The organism is Paraburkholderia sp. D1E (assembly GCF_052682275.1).
This window is the reverse complement of the sequence record NZ_JBQYMB010000001.1, coordinates 293,395-311,842: the sequence shown is the minus strand read 5'-3', so window position 1 is coordinate 311,842 and position 18,448 is coordinate 293,395. Positions and strand designations below refer to the sequence as shown.

At 58.1% G+C, this 18,448-nt stretch carries 18 protein-coding genes and 4 pseudogenes; 8 read left to right on the top strand and 14 right to left on the bottom strand.

Translation table 11 applies throughout. The features are described from left to right. The first annotated feature begins 198 nt into the window (after window positions 1-198). Window positions 199-932: pseudogene (locus ACUN0E_RS01515) on the top strand (IS6 family transposase). Between the two features lie 96 nt (window positions 933-1,028). On the opposite strand, the gene ACUN0E_RS01510 reads toward ACUN0E_RS01515, so the two are convergent. Next, a complete protein-coding gene (locus tag ACUN0E_RS01510) occupies window positions 1,029-1,991 on the bottom strand; it encodes a GlxA family transcriptional regulator (protein ID WP_445565390.1) in 963 nt (320 codons plus the stop codon). Between the two features lie 111 nt (window positions 1,992-2,102). Here ACUN0E_RS01510 and ACUN0E_RS01505 point away from each other — a divergent pair, with 111 nt between their 5' ends. The 4 genes and pseudogenes from ACUN0E_RS01505 (at window position 2,103) to ACUN0E_RS01490 (ending at window position 4,481) form a co-directional block, all read left to right on the top strand. Beyond that, complete coding sequence (locus ACUN0E_RS01505) at window positions 2,103-2,405, top strand: putative quinol monooxygenase (protein WP_408238231.1); 303 nt, start codon at window positions 2,103-2,105, stop codon at window positions 2,403-2,405. A 37-nt stretch (window positions 2,406-2,442) separates the two neighbouring features. Further along, a complete protein-coding gene (locus ACUN0E_RS01500; RefSeq protein WP_445565389.1) occupies window positions 2,443-2,808 on the top strand; it encodes a hypothetical protein in 366 nt (121 codons plus the stop codon). 4 nt (window positions 2,809-2,812) lie between these two features. Then, a pseudogene (locus ACUN0E_RS01495) lies at window positions 2,813-3,544 on the top strand (IS6 family transposase). A gap of 202 nt (window positions 3,545-3,746) precedes the next feature. Then, complete coding sequence (locus ACUN0E_RS01490) at window positions 3,747-4,481, top strand: IS6 family transposase (protein ID WP_445565388.1); 735 nt, start codon at window positions 3,747-3,749, stop codon at window positions 4,479-4,481. Between the two features lie 148 nt (window positions 4,482-4,629). Here ACUN0E_RS01490 and ACUN0E_RS01485 read toward each other — a convergent pair whose 3' ends face one another. From ACUN0E_RS01485 to tnpA, 12 genes are all read right to left on the bottom strand, one after another. Next, the gene (locus tag ACUN0E_RS01485) at window positions 4,630-5,634 is read right to left on the bottom strand and encodes a D-2-hydroxyacid dehydrogenase (protein ID WP_445565387.1); all 1,005 of its coding nucleotides are present in this window, start codon (window positions 5,632-5,634) and stop codon (window positions 4,630-4,632) included. 4 nt (window positions 5,635-5,638) lie between these two features. Next, a complete protein-coding gene (locus ACUN0E_RS01480; protein ID WP_408340458.1) occupies window positions 5,639-6,937 on the bottom strand; it encodes an amidase in 1,299 nt (432 codons plus the stop codon). Window positions 6,938-7,136: 199 nt separating this feature from the next. Then, window positions 7,137-7,760: an urea amidolyase associated protein UAAP2 gene (locus tag ACUN0E_RS01475; RefSeq protein WP_445565386.1), complete on the bottom strand. Its 624-nt coding sequence runs from the start codon at window positions 7,758-7,760 to the stop codon at window positions 7,137-7,139. Between the two features lie 14 nt (window positions 7,761-7,774). Further along, complete coding sequence (locus ACUN0E_RS01470) at window positions 7,775-8,605, bottom strand: urea amidolyase associated protein UAAP1 (RefSeq protein WP_445565385.1); 831 nt, start codon at window positions 8,603-8,605, stop codon at window positions 7,775-7,777. An 89-nt stretch (window positions 8,606-8,694) separates the two neighbouring features. Further along, window positions 8,695-9,495 (bottom strand): amino acid ABC transporter ATP-binding protein, encoded by an 801-nt coding sequence (locus ACUN0E_RS01465; RefSeq protein ID WP_445565384.1) that lies wholly within the window; start codon window positions 9,493-9,495, stop codon window positions 8,695-8,697. A 2-nt stretch (window positions 9,496-9,497) separates the two neighbouring features. Then, window positions 9,498-10,154 (bottom strand): amino acid ABC transporter permease, encoded by a 657-nt coding sequence (locus ACUN0E_RS01460; RefSeq protein WP_408238219.1) that lies wholly within the window; start codon window positions 10,152-10,154, stop codon window positions 9,498-9,500. Further along, window positions 10,151-10,798 (bottom strand): amino acid ABC transporter permease, encoded by a 648-nt coding sequence (locus ACUN0E_RS01455; RefSeq protein ID WP_445565383.1) that lies wholly within the window; start codon window positions 10,796-10,798, stop codon window positions 10,151-10,153. Before ACUN0E_RS01455 ends, ACUN0E_RS01460 begins: the two co-directional genes overlap by 4 nt. A 7-nt stretch (window positions 10,799-10,805) precedes the next feature. Then, window positions 10,806-11,654: a transporter substrate-binding domain-containing protein gene (locus tag ACUN0E_RS01450; protein ID WP_445565382.1), complete on the bottom strand. Its 849-nt coding sequence runs from the start codon at window positions 11,652-11,654 to the stop codon at window positions 10,806-10,808. Window positions 11,655-11,746: 92 nt separating this feature from the next. After that, window positions 11,747-12,238 (bottom strand): hypothetical protein, encoded by a 492-nt coding sequence (locus tag ACUN0E_RS01445; protein WP_445565376.1) that lies wholly within the window; start codon window positions 12,236-12,238, stop codon window positions 11,747-11,749. Between the two features lie 14 nt (window positions 12,239-12,252). Next, a complete protein-coding gene (tnpC, locus tag ACUN0E_RS01440; RefSeq protein WP_445565377.1) occupies window positions 12,253-13,767 on the bottom strand; it encodes an IS66 family transposase in 1,515 nt (504 codons plus the stop codon). Window positions 13,768-13,826: 59 nt separating this feature from the next. Beyond that, window positions 13,827-14,174: an IS66 family insertion sequence element accessory protein TnpB gene (gene tnpB, locus ACUN0E_RS01435; RefSeq protein ID WP_445565378.1), complete on the bottom strand. Its 348-nt coding sequence runs from the start codon at window positions 14,172-14,174 to the stop codon at window positions 13,827-13,829. Beyond that, the gene (gene tnpA, locus ACUN0E_RS01430; RefSeq protein WP_445565381.1) at window positions 14,168-14,590 is read right to left on the bottom strand and encodes an IS66 family insertion sequence element accessory protein TnpA; all 423 of its coding nucleotides are present in this window, start codon (window positions 14,588-14,590) and stop codon (window positions 14,168-14,170) included. The genes tnpB and tnpA overlap by 7 nt, the downstream gene beginning before the upstream one ends. Window positions 14,591-14,768: 178 nt before the next feature. Between tnpA and ACUN0E_RS01425 the strand changes: the two genes are divergently transcribed. Both ACUN0E_RS01425 and ACUN0E_RS01420 read left to right on the top strand, forming a co-directional pair. Next, window positions 14,769-15,686, top strand: coding sequence for a LysR family transcriptional regulator (locus ACUN0E_RS01425; protein WP_408238228.1), 918 nt, complete (start codon window positions 14,769-14,771; stop codon window positions 15,684-15,686). Window positions 15,687-15,931: 245 nt separating this feature from the next. Continuing rightward, window positions 15,932-16,292 (top strand): annotated as a pseudogene (locus ACUN0E_RS01420) (transposase); the annotation flags it as partial. Window positions 16,293-16,296: 4 nt separating this feature from the next. Here the strand turns inward: ACUN0E_RS01420 and ACUN0E_RS01415 are convergent. After that, a pseudogene (locus ACUN0E_RS01415) lies at window positions 16,297-16,419 on the bottom strand (helix-turn-helix domain-containing protein); the annotation flags it as partial. Window positions 16,420-17,697: 1,278 nt separating this feature from the next. Here ACUN0E_RS01415 and ACUN0E_RS01410 point away from each other — a divergent pair. Continuing rightward, window positions 17,698-18,414, top strand: a complete 717-nt coding sequence (locus ACUN0E_RS01410) for a hypothetical protein (RefSeq protein WP_445565380.1) — start codon at window positions 17,698-17,700, stop codon at window positions 18,412-18,414. The last annotated feature ends 34 nt before the right edge of the window (window positions 18,415-18,448 follow it).

The following is an 18,448-nucleotide window of genomic DNA, read 5'->3' as shown; positions in this document are numbered from 1 at the left end:
CCGAACTCTGCTCGATGATGACCGACCCGGTTCGACCCGTCTAATCCTCACGGAGAGCCATTACGAAGGTCCGCTCCAATTCACGAAATGAGACGATCATGGATGCCGCTTCGAGTTAGCCCTGCGAAACCGCCGTGAGCAAGCTGGATGCCGTGTGGGCACGGTCACGTTGCAGAGATGGTCGAGTAAGATCGGGTGATGAAGAACGAAAAATCGCTTTACCACGGTCATCGCTTTCCGGCGGCGGTCATCAGTTGCGCCGTACGCTGGTATTTCAGGTTTCAGCTCAGCCTGCGTGATATCGAAGAACTGCCGTTCGGGCGCGGGATTATCGTCAGCTACGAAACGGTCCGACGCTGGTGCGATAAGTTTGGTGCGGGCTTCGCACACCGTGTGAAAGTGGCGCGTCGCAGGCCCGGCACCAACTGGCACCTTGACGAAGTATTTGTGACGTTGCGCGGAGAGCCTACCTGTTGTGGCGCGCCGTCGATCAACACGGTGCCGAACTCGATATCTTGCTACAGAAGCGCCGCGACAAGGCTGCAGCGAAGCGGTTTTTCAAGCGCGTGCTTGCCTCGTGTACTGAAGCGCCGCGCAAGATCGTGACCGACCAGCTACGCAGCTATCCGGCGGCGAAAGCCGAGATTCCCGAACTGGCTCACGTCAAGCACGTTTTCGTCAAAGCCAGCGCGCGGGTCAATAACCGGGCGGAAAACAGCCATCAGCCGACGCGCGAACGCGAGCGACGCATGCGTGGCTTCCGCGACCCTGAACGCACGCAGGCGTTCTTATCGAGCTTCGGTCCGATCAGGCAGCACTTCGCGCTCAAGCGACATCTGCTACGCGCCTCACTCTATCGCAAACATCTCGCCGCACGCTTTGCCGCCTGGCATCGTTTCACTGAGGCCACCCCAGATCCGTCCGTTTTCTGAGCAAGCGTGTGTCCTCTCCGTAATCGCGCCGCGAACAATTTAACGTGACAGTGCCCGGAGACGCACAACGGAGCGGATGCGAGCCGGACACAATCATCAGGCTCGCGCTCGCAACTCCCTTACTCCGCGGCCCAGCTTGCGTCGCAACAAGAGGCGCAAAGTCACCCCGTCGGAGTACCCGATCTGTTCGGCGATCTGGTCGATGCTCTCGCTGCCTGTGCGCAAAAGTTGCACTGCCCGCTCGACACGTAGATCTTGAAAGTACGACAGCGGCGTCTTACCCAACACGCTATGCAGGCGCCGCGCCAGCGTACGCTTGCTGACGCCCACTGCGATCGCCGCCGCAGCAAGCGAGAACCCTTGTGCGAGTTGCTGCCGGGCCCAGCCCTCAAAGCGCTCAACCACGGGGTCGGCGTGGGTGAGGTGATCCGCGATGACAAACTCGGCTTGCGAGCCGCGCGCCTCGATGAGCAGATAGCGCGCCGCTAGCGCTGCCAGCGCTGGACTTCGGCTGCGGACAACGCTCAGCGCAAGGTCGAGATGAGCCAAGGCTGCGCCGGCCGTGATTAACCTGCCCGAGTTCACAAGCATGCGGGACTCGTCGAGCATCACGCTCGGATAGCGCTGCCGAAACATCGGCGCTAGCCACCAGGACGTCGTTGCACGCTGACCGTCCAGTAACGCGCTTTCAGCCAGCAAGAAGGTGCCGGTACATGCGGCACCAGCGACCGCACCGGAGCGCCACCATTGCTGCAATGCGAGGGCCGCGTCGGCCACGTCTGCATGAGCAAGGCGCGCCGCCAGTGTGGCTGGCATCTTGGCACCGAGCGCGGGTACGAGCACCACGTCGGGCTTCGCCACACGATGGACGGATACCACCGGCACCGTCAGCCCCTGCGCGGTATGCACGCGCCGCCGCATTCCGACTAACGCCACTTCGACAGGCGCTGGCGCCTGCGCGAGGGACCCTGCCAGTTGGTTGGCCGTGCTGAGTGTGTCGGTAAGGGCCGCAAGGCCCAGGTCGAACACACCATCGAGAACGAGAATGTGGAGGCGCATGGCAGCAATGATATCAATGTTGGCCTTCTTGCCACTGGCTGATTTGCTCTTTGGCGCAGAGACTGGCGACTCGCATATTCATTCACCCTGTTTAACAAGCGAGGAACCCCAATGTCCAAATTCGCCCTGTTCGTCCGTCTCGAAGCCAAGCCCGGCCAAGAGGACGCGGTTGCCGCTTTCCTCGCTGGCGCGTTGCCGCTCGCCAATGCCGAGTTGGGCACTACTACTTGGTTCGCGTTGCGATTCGGCCCGTCGACGTTTGGCGTCTTCGACACGTTTGCCGACGAGGAAGGCCGTCAGGCCCACTTGGCCGGCCCAATCGCGGCGGCTTTGATGGCAAACGCCGCCGCTTTGCTCAGCACCCCACCGAGCATTGAAAAAATCGATCTGTTAGCGGCGAAGCTGCCTGGTTAAGAGACTTTGACGCCACGCCGACGCCGAGGCCTGAACGATGCAAGTCGGCGTGGACCAGGATGAGCGCGGTCTCATGCGCTCTGCGTCTGCTTACGCAGCCTCAATCGGCAGCACGCGATCCCGAACGGTCAGCGGCGGTATCGGGCACACCGATACTGATCATTCAACGTGCCTGCATGTTCCGTCCATTGATCTGGTCATTTCCTGGGATGCCGTTTATAACGGTGCTCATCTCTACCTGGCGGAGTCGAACAGGCAAGGCCGCCGCGACTGGCTGGATGCACTCGATAAAATCGAAGCGCTGAACCCGCGTGCGGTGATCGCCGGACATGGAGTGCTCGAACCCGACAGCGATGTCCAGCGTAAGCACTGCCAGGTTGCTGGAGATGTGGCGATAGAATGAACTGATGAAGAAGACGAAATCGCTTTATTACGGCCACCGATTCCCTGCTATCGTCATCAGCTGCGCCGTTCGCTAGTACTTCCGGTTCAGCCTGAGCCTGCGCGACATCGAGGAGTTGTTGCTCGAGCGTGGGGTCGTGGTCACATACGAAACGATCCGTCGCTGGTGCGAGAAGTTCGGCGCTGGATTCGCTCAGTGCGCCAGGGCGGTGCGGCGCAAGCCAGGCAGCATCTGGCATTTAGACGAGATGTTCGTGACGCTGCGCGGTGAGCCGTACCTGCTGTGGCGGGCGGTCGACGAGCACGGCGCCGAACTCGATATGCTGGTGCAAAAGCGTCGCGACAAGGCCGCGGCAGAGCGCTTCTTTCGGCGGGTGCTGCGTTCAAACCCGGTGCCGCGCAAAATCGTTACCGACCAGTTGCGCAGTTATCCGGCGGCGAAGGCTGATATTCCTGAACTCGCTCAGGTAAAGCACGTTTTCGTCAAAGCGACCGCACGCGTAAACAATCGCGCGGAGAACAGCCACCAGCCAACCCGTAGGCGCGAACGCCAGATGTGTGGCTTTCGCGATGCGCGTCGCACGCAGGCGTTTCTTTCATGCTTCGGCCCGATCCGTCAGCACTTCGTGCTTCCAAGACATCAGATGAACACCACATGTCATCGCGCCATACTAGTAGAACGCCTCGCCACATGGCATAGTTGGACTGTCTCAGCCGCAATCAACACAGTTATTTGATAAGGATAACTACCCTTGTGTCGAACAGCTGGCCGGCAACCGGTAACTTGACAACGCCTTCGACATGCATACGTTAGGCGTGCTGGGCCGGTGTCACACCATGACGTAGTTTCACTGCTTTGGACTCGGAAGCAACAATGAACCGAAGTAGCGCCTTTGCAGGCATTGTCAGGTTATTGGGCCTGTCACGTAAGATGGCGGGATGAAGAAATCGAAATCGCTTTATCACGGTCACCGTTTTCCAGCCGCGGTCATCAGTTGCGCCGTACGCTGGTATTTTCGCTTTGAGTTGAGCTTGCGCGACATCGAAGAACTACTCTTCGAGCGCGGGGTGATCGTGACATACGAGACGATCCGGTGTTGGTGCGATAAGTTCGGTAAGGGCTTTGCTCATCGGGTGAAAGCTGCGCGGCGCAAGCCCGGTAGCACGTGGCACCTCGACGAGATGTTCATCACGCTGCGAGGCGAACCGTACCTGTTGTGGCGTGCGGTCGACGAGCACGGCGCCGAACTCGACATCCTGGTGCAAAAGCGGCGTGACAAGACCGCCGCCAAGCGCTTCTTCAAGCGCGTGCTTCGCTCAAGCCCGGTGCCACGCAAAATCGTCACCGATCAGTTGCGCAGCTACCCGGCGGCCAAAGCCGAGATCCCGGAGCTTGCAAACGTGAAGCACGTGTTCGTCAAAGCGGCAGCCCGGCTCAACAATCGGGCCGAGAACAGCCACCAACCTACACGCGAACGCGAGCGTCGCATGCGTGGCTTTCGCGACCCGAAACGCACACAGAAATTTCTCTCGTGCTTCGGGCCGATTCGGCAACATTTCGCGCTCAAACGGCATCTGCTGCGCGCTTCACTCTATCGCAAACAGCTCGCTGCCCGGTTCGTCGCTTGGCGCGAATTCACTGAGTTTGCCCAAGATCCGTCTTACGCTTTCTGACGGATGCTCTTTCTGCCGCCTTTAGGCTGTGGTCTCGACAACTTGACAACGCCATTTTGAATGCTCCAGGATAACAACGTTGCTATTTGCGAGAGACGCTAGCATGGGTAGCTCGACCATAGTCCGGGGTAAACTCAAGATATTGGGCTTAATACTCCCTTATCCGATCGACAACATTCTTCAAAGATTCTCCGCGCCCGTGCGCGCGTAGATTGTCAAACAGCAAACGCATCGTTTCGCGCATGTAGGTGGTCGGATCATCTGCGCCCACGTGCGGATTTATCATCAGATTGGGGCAAGACCAAAGTGCAGACGACGCCGGCAACGGTTCCTGCGGCAGTACATCTAGCAACGCCCCGCTGAGCAGACCGTTCTCAAGACACTCAACCAGTGCGTCATGGTCCAGAACCTCCGCCCGGCCGATGTTCACCAGCGCTGCGCCTGGTTTAGCGGCTTCTAACACCGAGCGACTGATCATATTGCGGGTTTGAGAGGTCAGCGGCGTACAGATCACGACGAAATCCGCGAGCGCCATGGCTTCCTTGAGTCGATCGGGCCCGTACACACGCTCCACGCCAGGCACGGCAAGCGCAGACCGACGCACGCCCAAAATGCGCATGTTCAATGTCAGTCCCGCCGCGACCGCCGCTTTGCCCAAATCGCCTAGACCAACCACCAGCAAGCATTTGTCCTTGATCGCCGATGTAAATATGGCATCCCAGCGCGCGTGCCACTGATTGTTCATGATCTGCGGCAATCGCGAATTCAAAGCCAGCAGTGTCATCAGCAGAAATTCGCGTGCCTTCTCTACATGCACGCCGCTGTTGTTGATCAATTGCACATGAGCGGGCAGCCAGGTCAGTGGCATGACATCCTCTACTCCTGCATCGATCAGGTGGATAAACTGCAACTTCGGCGCAATCCGCACAAGATCGTCGCGCGGAAAACGCGGATCGGCGATCACACCGGCGGATGTGACCAGAACGTCTGCCGTAGACAAGCAAGCATGGATCGCTGCGGGATCATTACCTACCGTGAAGCGCGCCTCGCCCGGCAAATTGCCGTAGCTCGCGCACGCAGTATCGACCAGCGCGGTAGTCAGCCAGAAAGGTTCAGCCTTCGCCGTGGAATTTTCCAGATGGACGTGTATCACGTAGTTATCTTCCTTTAGACATAAGCCTGTCGTGTACCCATTGGGCAAAAGCGAGCAAGCGATGGTCATCGCCCCAGCGGCCGATCAGCTGCACGCCGATCGGCAAGCCGTGGCGCCCCCTGGCGAACGGAAGGTGCACGCAAGGCAAGCCGAGCAATGTCCAGCCGCGGCAAAATACTGGGTCGCCTGTAGCATCCGTACCGATAGGTGCTTCGCCCGCCGCGCTGGGCGCGACAAGTACATCGAACTGCTCGAATACCAGATTGATGCGGCGCCTGGCTGTGCGTGCCTGCCACAAATGATGTGCATGTGAAGCGCTGGAAATCTTCGCTCCATCATCCATTTGCGCTTGCAGTTGCAAGCTGAACTGATCGAGACTGCACAATCGCTCGTAGCTCAAGGCCCGATACATCTGGAACGCCATGATCTCTTTTTGCAACGCGACCAGATCGGGCATATCCTCCGGCAGCGCAACATCCTGCGTAGCTGGCGCGTGGCGTATTAGCACCGCCGATGCCTCTGCCCAGGCCTGCTGCGTGTCCGCATCGGCATGCGGCCATTCTGCGGTCCGGCACATGCCGATGCGGGGCGCCTTGGGATCGTCCAAGCCTTCTTCTAAACGCCGATCTCCGGTCAGTACTGCACCCAGCAAAGCCACATCGCGCACGCTGCGGCCAAAACCACCGAGCGTGTCGAGCGCTTCGGAGATGCTTTTTACCCCGGCACGCGGCACCCGGCCGGAGCTGGCCTTGTAGCCCACCACCCCGCAATAGGCCGCCGGCCTGATCACTGAACCCGAGGTCTGTGTGCCCAAAGCGAGCGGTAGCATATGGTCGGCCACCGCCGCCGCCGAGCCGCTCGACGACCCTCCTGGCGTGTGTCGCACATCGCGCGGATTGCAGGTCGGCCCCGGATGAAAAAAAGCAAATTCAGTCGTCACGGTTTTGCCGATCACCAGTGCACCGGCCTCGCGGCATAGCGCGACAGCCGCCGCATCGCTATCGGGGCGATGGCCCTCATAAATGGGCGAACCATAAGTGGTGGGAAAATCCACTGTATCGAACAGGTCCTTGACTCCTAAAGGCAGGCCGTGCAACGGCCCCCGTATGGCACCCCGATCCAGCGCATGGGCCTGCGCCATGGCATGGTCCGGATCGAGGTGCGCGAACGCATGGATTTCGCCATCGCGTTGAACAATACGATCGAGACAGGCGCGTGCCAGGTCCGCCGCGAGAAGCTCCCTTCTTGCCAACAAACGCGCTGCCTGCCATGCCTCCAAGGTGTTCAGGTCGACAGAGTTCATGCTGCACCCTCGCCGCTGATAAAGGTTACATACGACACCGCTAAACCCATGGACCTTCGCACGGCTGGATTGATGATATTTTTATTACGATGCATCTCGTTCCATCAGTTGGCTAAGTCGAACGAAGAAAATTAGTGCGATTGAAAATCGTCCCGCTTCCGCCCACAGGCCGGCGATATGTCCAGCGCTGCGGGGCGTTTTACGACGTGGCGAGATGCGTGTCCGAGATCAACACCCGCACCGGTGTCGGGTCGAAATCGTTGCACGGGTTGTTGATCTGAGGGCAATTGGAAAACACGCACAGCAAGTCCATTTCTGCGACCAGATCGATATAGCTGCCGGGAGGTGAAATGCCATCCAGCACGGCGAAATCGCCCGCTTCATCGATTGGCACGTTCATGAAGAAATTGACGTTAGGCACGATGTCCCGCTTGCCCATGCCATATCGGCCGATCTCGAGCACAAAGTTCTCTCTGCATGCGTGCTGATATCGTGTGGCTTCGCCAAACCGAACGGCATTACTTTCACACGCGCAGCAGCCGGCCAGGGTGTCGTGCCGCCCGGAACTATCGGCCACGATGCGTGCCATCACCTGGCCTTGATTGGACATCAGCCGGGTACCCAGCTGTACATAGGCTGTGCCTTGCTCACGTACGGTGTCTTGGGCGCTGTAGCGCTGCGCGGAGTCCGCGGCGCCGTAGAACAGCGCGTCGACAGCCTGTTGCCCTGCCACATCGATAAGGCGCAGGGTTTGTCCGCGTCGCACCACGTGCGACCAAGGCGTACGGGGAGGAATCACGAGCTCGAGCACGATGTCGCCCAAGGCTGGCATATTGATCATGGTTGGCTCCCGCGGCGCACATGCCGCTCGGTGAATTCAAAGGCACGCTCGACTTCCCGGCACGCATGGCGACAAGGGTCATCGGCGGCGGGCAACGGCGCAACGAACTGGATCACCTCCACCGGCTCTGGCGTGAGGGACAGCGCCGGGTCGAGTGGGTGGCCGGCATTGGACAACACCACCAGCAAATCCATTTCGGCGCGCAGGTCGACGAAGTCGCCAGCCGTACGTTGCCCGGCACGCCAGACAAAACGGCCATCACCGTCGATCGAAACCGGTGCGAAGAAGTTGATGCAGGCCGGGACATCGCGACGGGTCAGACCATACTTTGCGGCAGCCGCAAAGAAGTTGTCGCGCGAATTGCGAGCGCCCTGCGGGCCAAGGGTTTTGATCATCGATTCGCGCGTGGTGGGTCCCATCAGCGGATCATGCGCACCCACGGTATCTTCGATGATGGAAAAAGCGACACGCCCCATTTCTGTATAAATGACACGACCGTTACGTAGTCCGGTACTCCATTGCACCTTCATTGTATCGGCCGTGTTTAGCCGCTCCGACATATCGGCCTCGCACCAGGCGATCAGCGACACCGCCGATTGCCCCGACACGTTCACGATGCGCAGAGCTTCGCCACGTGCGACGCGTGTGCTCCAGTACCAGCCACCGGGGATACGCTCGCGGTGCAGCACATCGTCCTTGGTGACAGAAAGATTTCGGTCCGTAAGCGCGGGCAGCGCTTTCGCGGTGGCGCCTTGACCTTCCGCGCGCAAGGCTTCATAACGGGCGCGATGTGCGTCACGTTCCGCCGTGAGGGGTGAAGTATTCATATTCATCTCTGTGTCTCTTTTGATTTCATGATCCAGTTCCGAGGGAGATTGCAAAACGATGGGGATAAAACAACCGTGTAACCGCAGGGTTAAGCACCACCGGTGTGGCTTGAATAGCGCTGCAAGAATTGACGTGCCCGTTCTGTCGTAGGCATGGAGAAGAAGGCGTCGGGGGAAGCACTCTCGACGATGCTTCCTTGATCCATGAATGCGATACGCGTGGCCGCTTCCCTGGCAAAAGCCATTTCATGCGTGACCACAACCATCGTCATGCCATCGCTCGCGAGGTCGCGCATGACAGCCAGGACTTCGGCCACCAGTTCAGGATCGAGCGCGCTGGTCGGCTCATCGAACAGCAATAACTCGGGTTTCATGGCCAATGCTCGCGCAATGCCAACGCGCTGCTTTTGTCCACCAGACAGGCGTGCCGGAAAGACGTCCCGCTTCTCGTACATTCCAACGCGGCGCAGGAATGCTTCAGCTTCCATGCGAACTTCGTCTTGTGGGCGGCGTTGCACATGCACGGGCGCCTCCATCACGTTCTGCAGCACGGTCAAGTGAGGCCAGAGGGCAAAGTGCTGAAACACCATGCCGATGCTTATGCGGATTTTTGCTAACTCGCGGTCGCTCATCACCACGCCGCCATTGGTGATACCGATCTGTTCACCGTTAAGCAGGATGCGGCCGTGTTCGGGACGCTCAAGCCAGTTGATACAGCGCAACAAGGTTGATTTCCCGGAACCCGAAGGGCCCAGCAGGCACACCGTTTCGCCGGCAGCAACACTCAGGCTAACGTTCTTGAGGACCGGCAACGCGCCAAAACTCTTCGAAAGCCCGGCGATACTCAGCACCGGCCGGTTGTATTCTGTTTTCATGGAAAGAGTGTTCATGATTATCTGCGGGCCTCCGCGATCTGCGCTATATAGGACACGCCCGCTTCAACAATCAGGCAGATTGCCCAATACAGCAACATGGCGGTAATGAAGGCGGCAAATGGAACAAAGTACTGGGACTGAATTGCACTGGCTGCATGCGTGAGCTCAGGAATGGAAATAATCGTCAGAAAAGCACTATCCTTGACGATCTGGATGGTCTGATTCCCCAACACCGGTGATGCATTCAAGGCCAGCGGCGGCAGTACGATGCGCCGGAACAAATGTAGCCCGTTGTAGCCGTACGCGTAGCCTGCTTCGATCGGATCGCGCGGCAAAGCCAGCCATGCGCTGGCAAGAATTTCAGCCATATAGGCGGTGTGGTACACCACCAGCGCGACCAGCCCTGCGCTCCAGCTATCCATGCGTAAGCCCAAGGACGGCAGGCCGTAATAAATGATGTAGGCCACCAGCAAAAACGGCGTGCAGCGGGCAACGTCGATTGCAGCCCGCAAGAAGCTCGTCAACCGTCGCGCGCGCAGCACCAGAACGGTGGAGAGCAAGCCGCCCAATACCAGCGCGGCGATGGCCGCCATCACCGATAAAAGTATCGTATTAAGAAGACCCGAGGCCAACAGATCTGCATGAGCCCAGACGATGCCGAAATCATGCATCATGGATTCGTCTCCAGACGTATCTGCCGGCGTTCCACCCAGCGCTGCATGCTCACCAAAGCGAATACCATGGGTATGTAGATCGCTGCGGCTACAAGTAAGGGAGGTAGCGGATCGTAGGTGTCCGCGCCGATCCGCACAGCGGCTCGCGTGATATCGACAATGCCGACCACGGCGAGTACCGGTGTGACTTTGATCAGCTGGGACATTTCATTGACGAGCGCCGGCAGACTGGTGTGCACGATTTGCGGGAACACGATGCGCCGTAACCAGAGCCCCCGACTCATCCCGACCGACTGCGCAGCCTCCAGTTGATCCTTGGGGAACGTGACCAGCGCTGCACGCCAGATCTCGCAGTTGAACGCCGACGTATTCAAAGTAATAGCAAGCACGCCTGCAAATACCGGACCTACCTCAATGCCCAGATTAGGCAAGCCATAAAACAGCAGTAACAGTAGCGTGATCAGGGGCGCGGCCCGCAACAGGCTCACCAGCGTAGCCACGAGCGAGGCAACAACAGGTACACGCAACCACCGCACCAATGCCATGCCGAGCCCGATAGGCAGACCCAGCATGATCCCGGCTGCGGACAACAGCAGCGTGGTGAGTGCGCCGCTGAAGATCGAAAGGACATCGAGGTAAGTCATCTGCGCTTTAGTAGGCCGGCGTGAAGGTCACAGGCAGATCGAACGACCGACCAAACCATTTTTTCTGCAACGCACTGACCGTACCATTGGCCTTTTGCCTGGCGATGAATTCATTCATAAAAGCAAGCAAATCGGCGTTGCCTTTCTTGACCGACCAGGCAGCAACGGATTGTGCAGCGACCGGTTGCCCCAGCGCAAAGACGGCTGGTTTTTCGTTCACCAGGGTGGTCAGGTTAATGATGGTGTTGACGACATAGTCGGTGCGGCCGATAGCCAGATCTTGATACGCTTCCGGATAGGAGGTGTACTGGATGATCTTGCCCATCTTTCCGCCTTGTTTCTCGATCTCTGCTTGCAACTGAGACAAGTGAGCCAGTTGGGCGCTTCCGGCCTGCACGCCTACGGTCTTGCCACTCAGATCCTTGATAGTCTGTATCGAGTTGTCCGCTTTGCGCTTCACGTAGTAGTCGGTGGCATCCGCAATCGGACTGGCGAAATCCAGCGATTGCATACGATCTTTGGTCATCACTGCAGCGGTAATCGCGATGTCATATTTGCCCGTGGCGACACCCGCGAGAATGCCGGTAAAAGGCAGAATCTCGTGATGAATCTGGAAGGGTGTGTACTTTTTCAATGCATCGACCATTTCGTTGTCGAAACCCGTCGGCTTCCCGTCTTTCACAAATTCAAATGGCCGGTAGTCGTCTTCCGTGGCCACAATGATGTAGCCGCGTTTCTTGATCTCTTCAAGCGTTGCCGCGTGAGCTGAGCTGAACAATGCCCAAAGAGCAAAAGGCAGTATGGCGGCGGCCAGGGCGCGGCGACAGGATAGTGTCGCCTTGAAAAGCATGATCATCGTGAGGCTCCTGAATAGGCGATGGACGTGGCAGTTGCGGATGAATATGGGGGGGTATCCGTCAGCACAACCCGTTAGGGCAGTTTTCGCGGCTAAATGTCGACGATCTTTCGCAATAGAGAGTACGAAACGCGCCAGTGGCCATCGGTGTCATTGACGGCGACCGATGCGGTCTTGGCATTCAGCCTCACGACGACTCCGACGCGCTCGCTTAGGTGCTTGTCAGTGAAGCTAACTGTGTCACCGATGAAGAACTCTTCACGCTGCGTTCTCGGCGGCGGTGTCGGTTCAACCTGAGGCTGAACAGTCGAAGTTTCCGGGATGATCGCCGCATAGAGCACGCCCCAACGGCGTCGAGTTGTGCTGTCCTGAACCACTGCCTGTGTCTGGCGGAGTTCGACTATGGTGCCTTGCGCCGGCGGTCCAAGCGGGTTATCGCCGATGTAGTTAACGGCCATCCCCAGGTGCAGGCGTTGACGTATTTCGAGAATACGTCGGGGATCATCGAGCATTTTGCCGATAGCAAGATAGAGGCGATAAAGCTCGGCACTAGGCGCCTGCCGAAGCGAGTCGAGAATGTCCATGGTGTAGAGGTGTTTTAACGGGCGAGCGGCAAGAGCTCGTGCACGCGATTGACGGGATACGACGGCAGTTTCTCAAGTGTTCGTTCGAGCCACGCATAGGGTTCGATACCGTTAAGGCGAGCGGTCCCAAGGAGTGAATACATTGTTGCCGCCGCACGCGCACCTCGTGGAGACCCCGCGAACAGCCAGTTCGACCTTCCGAGGGCAATCGGTCTGATTTGGCGCTCAAGCGCATTGTTGTCTGGCAACAGGACGCCGTTCTCTGTATATCGGACAAGCGCCTCCCAATGTCGCAACGCATAACCGAAGGCCTTGCCGAGCGGGGCTTGCGCGGGCAAACCGATGCTGTTTGCCTCTAGCCATTGACGAAACTGTGCCAACACCGGCAACGTCTGCGCTTGCCGTGCTGCAAGTTTGATGTCCGGGGTTTGGTCTTTGACACGTGATTCAATCGCATATAGCTTGGCGATCCACTGCAGTGCCTGCGCCGCGAGGCCGGGGTCTTTCTGAGCCTTGGCAATTTCGAAGAACCGTCGACGGCAATGAGCCCAGCATCCGACCTCAATAATGTCACCTCGCGCGTAAAGCGCGCCATGACCGCTGTACGCGTCGGCTTGCAGATAGCCTTTGTATTTATTCAGGTACAGCAGCGGATGCGCGCCCGCGCGTGACTCAGCGAACTCGAACACGACCGCTGGCGGGTGGTCGACCCAGACGCCGTTCTCGTTGCGCTGGCCCGCGCCCAGATAACCCCATAATCGTGCTGTGCGCGTTGATGGGTGCCCTCGCTCAAGCAGAGGTAGCGTCGTGTCATCCACGTGCATGCGCGGCGCCTTCAACTGGTGAGCGCGCAAACCAGGCAGCAGTACCGAGAGCAGCTCAGCAGATGCCAGCTTCCATTCGCACAACGTAGCGCGTGGCAAGTACACACCACGGCGCGCGTAGCGCATTTCCTGTCGATTCAACGGCAGATGATCGACATAGGTATTGACCAGGACATTGGCGAGCAGGCTCGCGCTCGCATTGCTCTTTGGCAGCGGCGACGGCTGAGCGCTTGCGGTCACGATGGTCGATTCGCCATCCTTCTTCGCCACGTATTTGAAGCGGATGTGCTCAATGACGGTGAGCCTGGACGGCTCGTAATGCAGCGTCTCGCTGCGCTCTTCGCCGATCCGTTCAAGCGTATCGAACGCCATCTTCTGTTCGTCGCTCAGATCGTATTCGATGCGTGTGCGCGGCAGGTCCTTCGGTAGCGCCGGACGCCCTTTACGGGTGTGACTCCCTACGGGAATGGCGTCGACCGCCGGCGGTGCCGGGATATCGGTTGCGGCGTCGAACAGCTCGGCTTGGCCCGCCAGGCGCTCGGAGCTCACGCCAAAGCGCGCACGGTTCAACTGCGCGATCTGATACTGAAGGATTTCCAACTGCTCCCACAACACCCGTGCGAGCCGGTTCTGTTCAAGCGCGAATGCTTGCAGCGCATCGGGCTCGACGGGAAGATCCGCGACAGTGACGGCGTTGGGTGGCATGTGCTCCATGATGCCTAACTCAAGCCACGTTTACAAGCTCGGGGCCGCGCTGGAGCACCTCATGCCACGCGCGTCACTGCCACGGTGCGGTGTGGCTCTCGCGCCGGGATCTCGATGCCTTCGAGCCATGCGTTGAGTTCCGCGAGCGTGAAGCCGCGCTGAGCGAGTAATGAGGGTGACGGGAAACGGCCTCTTTCGAGACGCTTATACCAAAGCGCGAAACCGGTCCGGTCCCAATAAAGAATCTTCACTTTGGAGCGGTCTCGCGCCACGAAAACGAACAGGTTGCCCGATGCAGGCTTCTGAGCAAGTAGCGGCTCGACGAGATAAGACAGCCCATCGATCGCCTTGCGCATGTCGACCGGGTCGCGACAAATGTAAGCGCGAACGTCCGAGGTAATCAGCACCGACCACCTCCGAGCTGCCCGAGCACATATCGCACGATGCGCTCGGCGTGAACGCCGCTCAGTTCGATACGAACGCCAGCGAGCGAGAGCGTCACCCCGTCACGCGACGGCGATACATCCGCCGCCGGCGTTGCAACAAGCGGCCTTGAGGAAGCCAGTTCACCATCCAGATTGGAACCGATGAATGCGGCATCCGCAGTAACCGCGAGTGGCTGTTTAATCTCTCTGACCGGGCTTGAGAGCTTCTTGCGCCACAGGCTGAAGGTGCTTACCGCCAGATCCTGTTCTCGGCAAAACCGCCGAGCGCCGACACCGCTCGCTTTCCAGGTGGTGACCATTTCGCCCCAGAACGCTTCCCCTTGCCGTGGGCGACGCGTACCCATCGCCGTTGCAGCCTTAATGTTCTCGTCTTCCATCGCATTGCCCTCGTTCTCACGAAAGCATCACCTTCACATTCGGGAAGTCGCGATTCAAGACGGGATCCGCTGACGCTTACATGGGGGGCGTATCGACGTCCGTGAAGAAAGTATTTAGAATCAAAATTGATGGGTCTAATATATTTAATAGCATCTTTTGATTCACGGAACGTATCAAATGACCGATCTACGCCAGTTACGTCAGTTCGTTGTGGTCGCGGAGGAATTGCATTTCCGGCGTGCCGCAGCGCGCCTCCACATGACGCAGCCGCCGCTGACGCAGGCCATGCGCGGCCTGGAGTACTCGCTCGAGATACCACTGTTTGATCGCACGAAGAAAAAGGTTGCGCTGACGCCAGCTGGAGAAGCCTTGCTCGAATATGCGCGGCGCCTATTGCGTGCGTCTGACGAATTGCCCGGGCTGGTGAAAGCGGCCGCGAATGGGCAGACCGGCCGGCTACGGCTTGCCTTCGTCTCTACCGTGGCTTACGGTCGAGTACCTGGCTGGATGAGCCACTTTCGACAACTCAATCCAGATGTCTCATTGGAGCTGCATGAGGCAACGCTCGATGTGCAGTTGGCCTCACTGGAAGCAGATGAAGTGGATGCCGGTTTCATCCTGCATGCGCTGGGTGCGGTACCCGTTGGCTTCTCGGCGCTGCAGGTGCTGGTCGAACCTTTTCTCGTTGCACTACCCGCGAACCATATCGCGGCGACCAAATCCGTATTGCGCTTTGCCGACATCGCAGCGGATCCGATCGTCATTTTCCCGCGCACAGTGGTGCCGTCGTTATTCGACGCATTGCTCTCGTATTACCATTTGAGCGGCGTCACCCCTCGGATTGCACAAGAGGCTATCGAAATGCAAACCATCGTCAGTCTGGTGGCCGCGGGGATGGGCATAGCCTGGGTGCCGCAGGTGTTCGCGCGCTTTCCGCGACCGGGCGTGGTCTATCATCTGGTGGAAGATATGAATGTACCGATCGAAACAAGCCTGATATGGCTAAAGCAAAACATGCCGATTTTTGATAGGTTTGTAATCCATATCAAAGAATCGCCCAACTTCATGCCGCCGATCTTTGATCCGGTTGTTTAAACGACATGCAAAAATTTTGCGAAACATAAGACGCGGATGGTTTGTGGCGTCCTCTCGACCACTGCCGATGAAGCGACGGTTTCGAGTTATGCGGAAATGACCGTTGTTTGAGTAAAAGAGCCGCTCGTACGTCTGCATCGGGCCTACCGCGAATGACCGCAATTGGCCGATTCTGTTGAAAAAGTCGCCGTAGATGCGGAATGTTGAGCATCCTGGAAGACATCAAACGATGGGAGTGAATCGTCATGATGGGTCGACTGGATAGCGGACAGGACAAGCTCTTCTGCTCGTTCAACCTCGATAACCACGTCCCGCATTCGCACCTGTTGAGAGGTATCGATCACTTCCTTGACCTGCGAGATCTACGTCAGCACCTCGCGCCGTTCTACAGCCCGATGGGTCGTCCATCGATAGATCCAAAACTCATGATTCGCATGTTGATGCGTAGGCTACTGCTTCGGCATCCGGTCCGAGCGACGTCTATGCGAAGAGGTGCATCTGCACCTCGCATATCGTTGGTTTTGCCGGTTAGGTCTGGAGGACGCCGTACCAGAACACTCCACGTTCTCAAAGAACCGCCACGGGCGCTTCCGCGATAGCGATGTATGCGTCACAGCGGCTTTGCAGCTCGGCCCCGTGAAATCGCCGAAGCGTGCCGACCGACCCGTCCGGCGATTTCACAAACGCCGTGACCCTGCGAACGCGGAAGCGCAATCTCCTCCCGCTCGGAGAAGGAGAGAAAACGCGGTTAGAATGATATTAGGCATGCCACCACCTTAGCCAGCGCACGCCGACCGCTGGTGACACGGCGGCTACCGCAGCCGCCCTCTCGCTTGGTAAGCCTCGAGAAGTGGCCTTCCAGAATCGCTGCCGGTCTTCCCTCAGACCGACGCCGGGTCGCCCGAGCGAACCCACCGCCGGGCGCGCTCCACGCCGACAGCGGCCATGTTTTGTTGTTCCCATTGCGACTCCCGGATTTCAGGGTGTTGCGACGACCGGCTAAATGCGCGCAGCAACACTTTCTTTCCGAGAACAATGTGACCCAACTGCGTTGAGGAGGCGAGTTCGAGCGGCTCGTGACAAGCGAATGGATCTTCTCTGCTACCTGCAAGCAAATCTCCACTCGCTGATCGTCTGTCGAAACTGGCAGTGAGCTTGACGACGAGTATCTACAGGTTTGTTGACTCTACGATCAACCGCATCGCGGATCGCCTCAAATGCAAGGGCAGCAGATGCGTCGGACCCGACTGCGTGCGCACTGCTTTGTCCCAGTTCGCGCTGCGTTCTTAAACCAAGAACTCAATGAGTTCGCGCACCTCCAGTTTTCCCTTGCTCCGCGATCAGCGCTGTTTCTGTCGTTGGCAGCAAACTTTCCATCCTTTTAAACGCTTCCCGTCAAAAGTTGAACTCGCGGATTGACTGACCGCCGCGTGTATCTGTTCCATCAAGGCGGCCAGTCTCCGCGAGGCTGGCCGCCTTGGCTTCGGTGCACCGAGATAAATCGCCCGTTGGGTTCTGAAGCATCCCCGGTGATCCGAGAGACGGGCCATTTCAGCAATGAATGCCGTCCGTACCGTGGTCAGATACTCATGTCGGCATCCCTGCGTCGGTGATCAGCACACTCTTAAGAGTTTCGCGCACTGTAATCCAGTACGACTGAACTGTTCCACCGTCAACCGCATTGACTCGCGCCCGCTCTGCGGTAATCTTCAACCTGAAGATATAAATCAGGCAATTAAATCTTTCCGGGACGAGTCATCGGCAACCATTCCAGCAAAGTCGTCCGACCCAGCCTCAAAGGCTACAGGGGAAACCCCTGGGTCATGTCGTTTCGCGAAATGGATAGCGATGCGCAAACCGTCATTTCTTTAGGAAATCGGCGACCGCAGTATCGCCAATAGAGCAGCTCGATATGCGTGCAATGCATTTTCGCTTTCGATGCTCAACCCCGCCCTTGCAATGCATTTTTCGCGCATAACAGCGTGTAGACGACTCCGTTGGAGAACATATTATGAAATCGAAAAACTCGACAGGTATCCCAATCGTACTCGAAGCGGGCTTCAAAATAATCCCAGGGAAAGAGGCAGATTTTCTGGATTTTCAGGACAAGATGGTGACGGTCGCTATGAAACAGGGCGGCTTCGGAGCCGTGTACGGCGGACCGATTCTCGACTCGACCTGGGTGTACTTCGGAGTGCGGTTTGACAGCGAAGAGCAGATGAATGCTTGGTATATGCATCCCCAGCACCAAGCTGCACACAAGTCAGCATACGCGAAGTGGTGGACCGGTGTGTATATCAGGAAGTGGCGCACTCCAACGCCCGGCGAGACGCTAGGCGATCGGCTGATGTCCGAAACCCGGCTCTCCGTCGATACCCCACTCGATGAAGAGCAAATGAAATTCGTACAGCAGGCTCTGGGTGGGTTAGATGCGGCCGGGGCTGTTCAATTTGAGACACTGACTGGCGAATTCGAACTACGACCCTGCCAATTTGTTGGGCCAGTAGAGATTTCACCGGCGGCTGACAAAATGTTCTATTCGCTGATTACACATTGGTCTTCGGCCGATCTGTTTAACGCTTGGAAAGTGTCCAGCGACTATCAAGCATTGCAAAGTCTGGGCGAGATATCGAGCGAGCTTTTTGTTGCATTGGAGGAGACTCGGCCGCGCGACTACCTGCGCGACGACAAGCTACAGCGAGAATGGACCCTTGAGGGTCATCGCTAAGCAATATTTGTATCTGCTTGGTGCGAACACATCC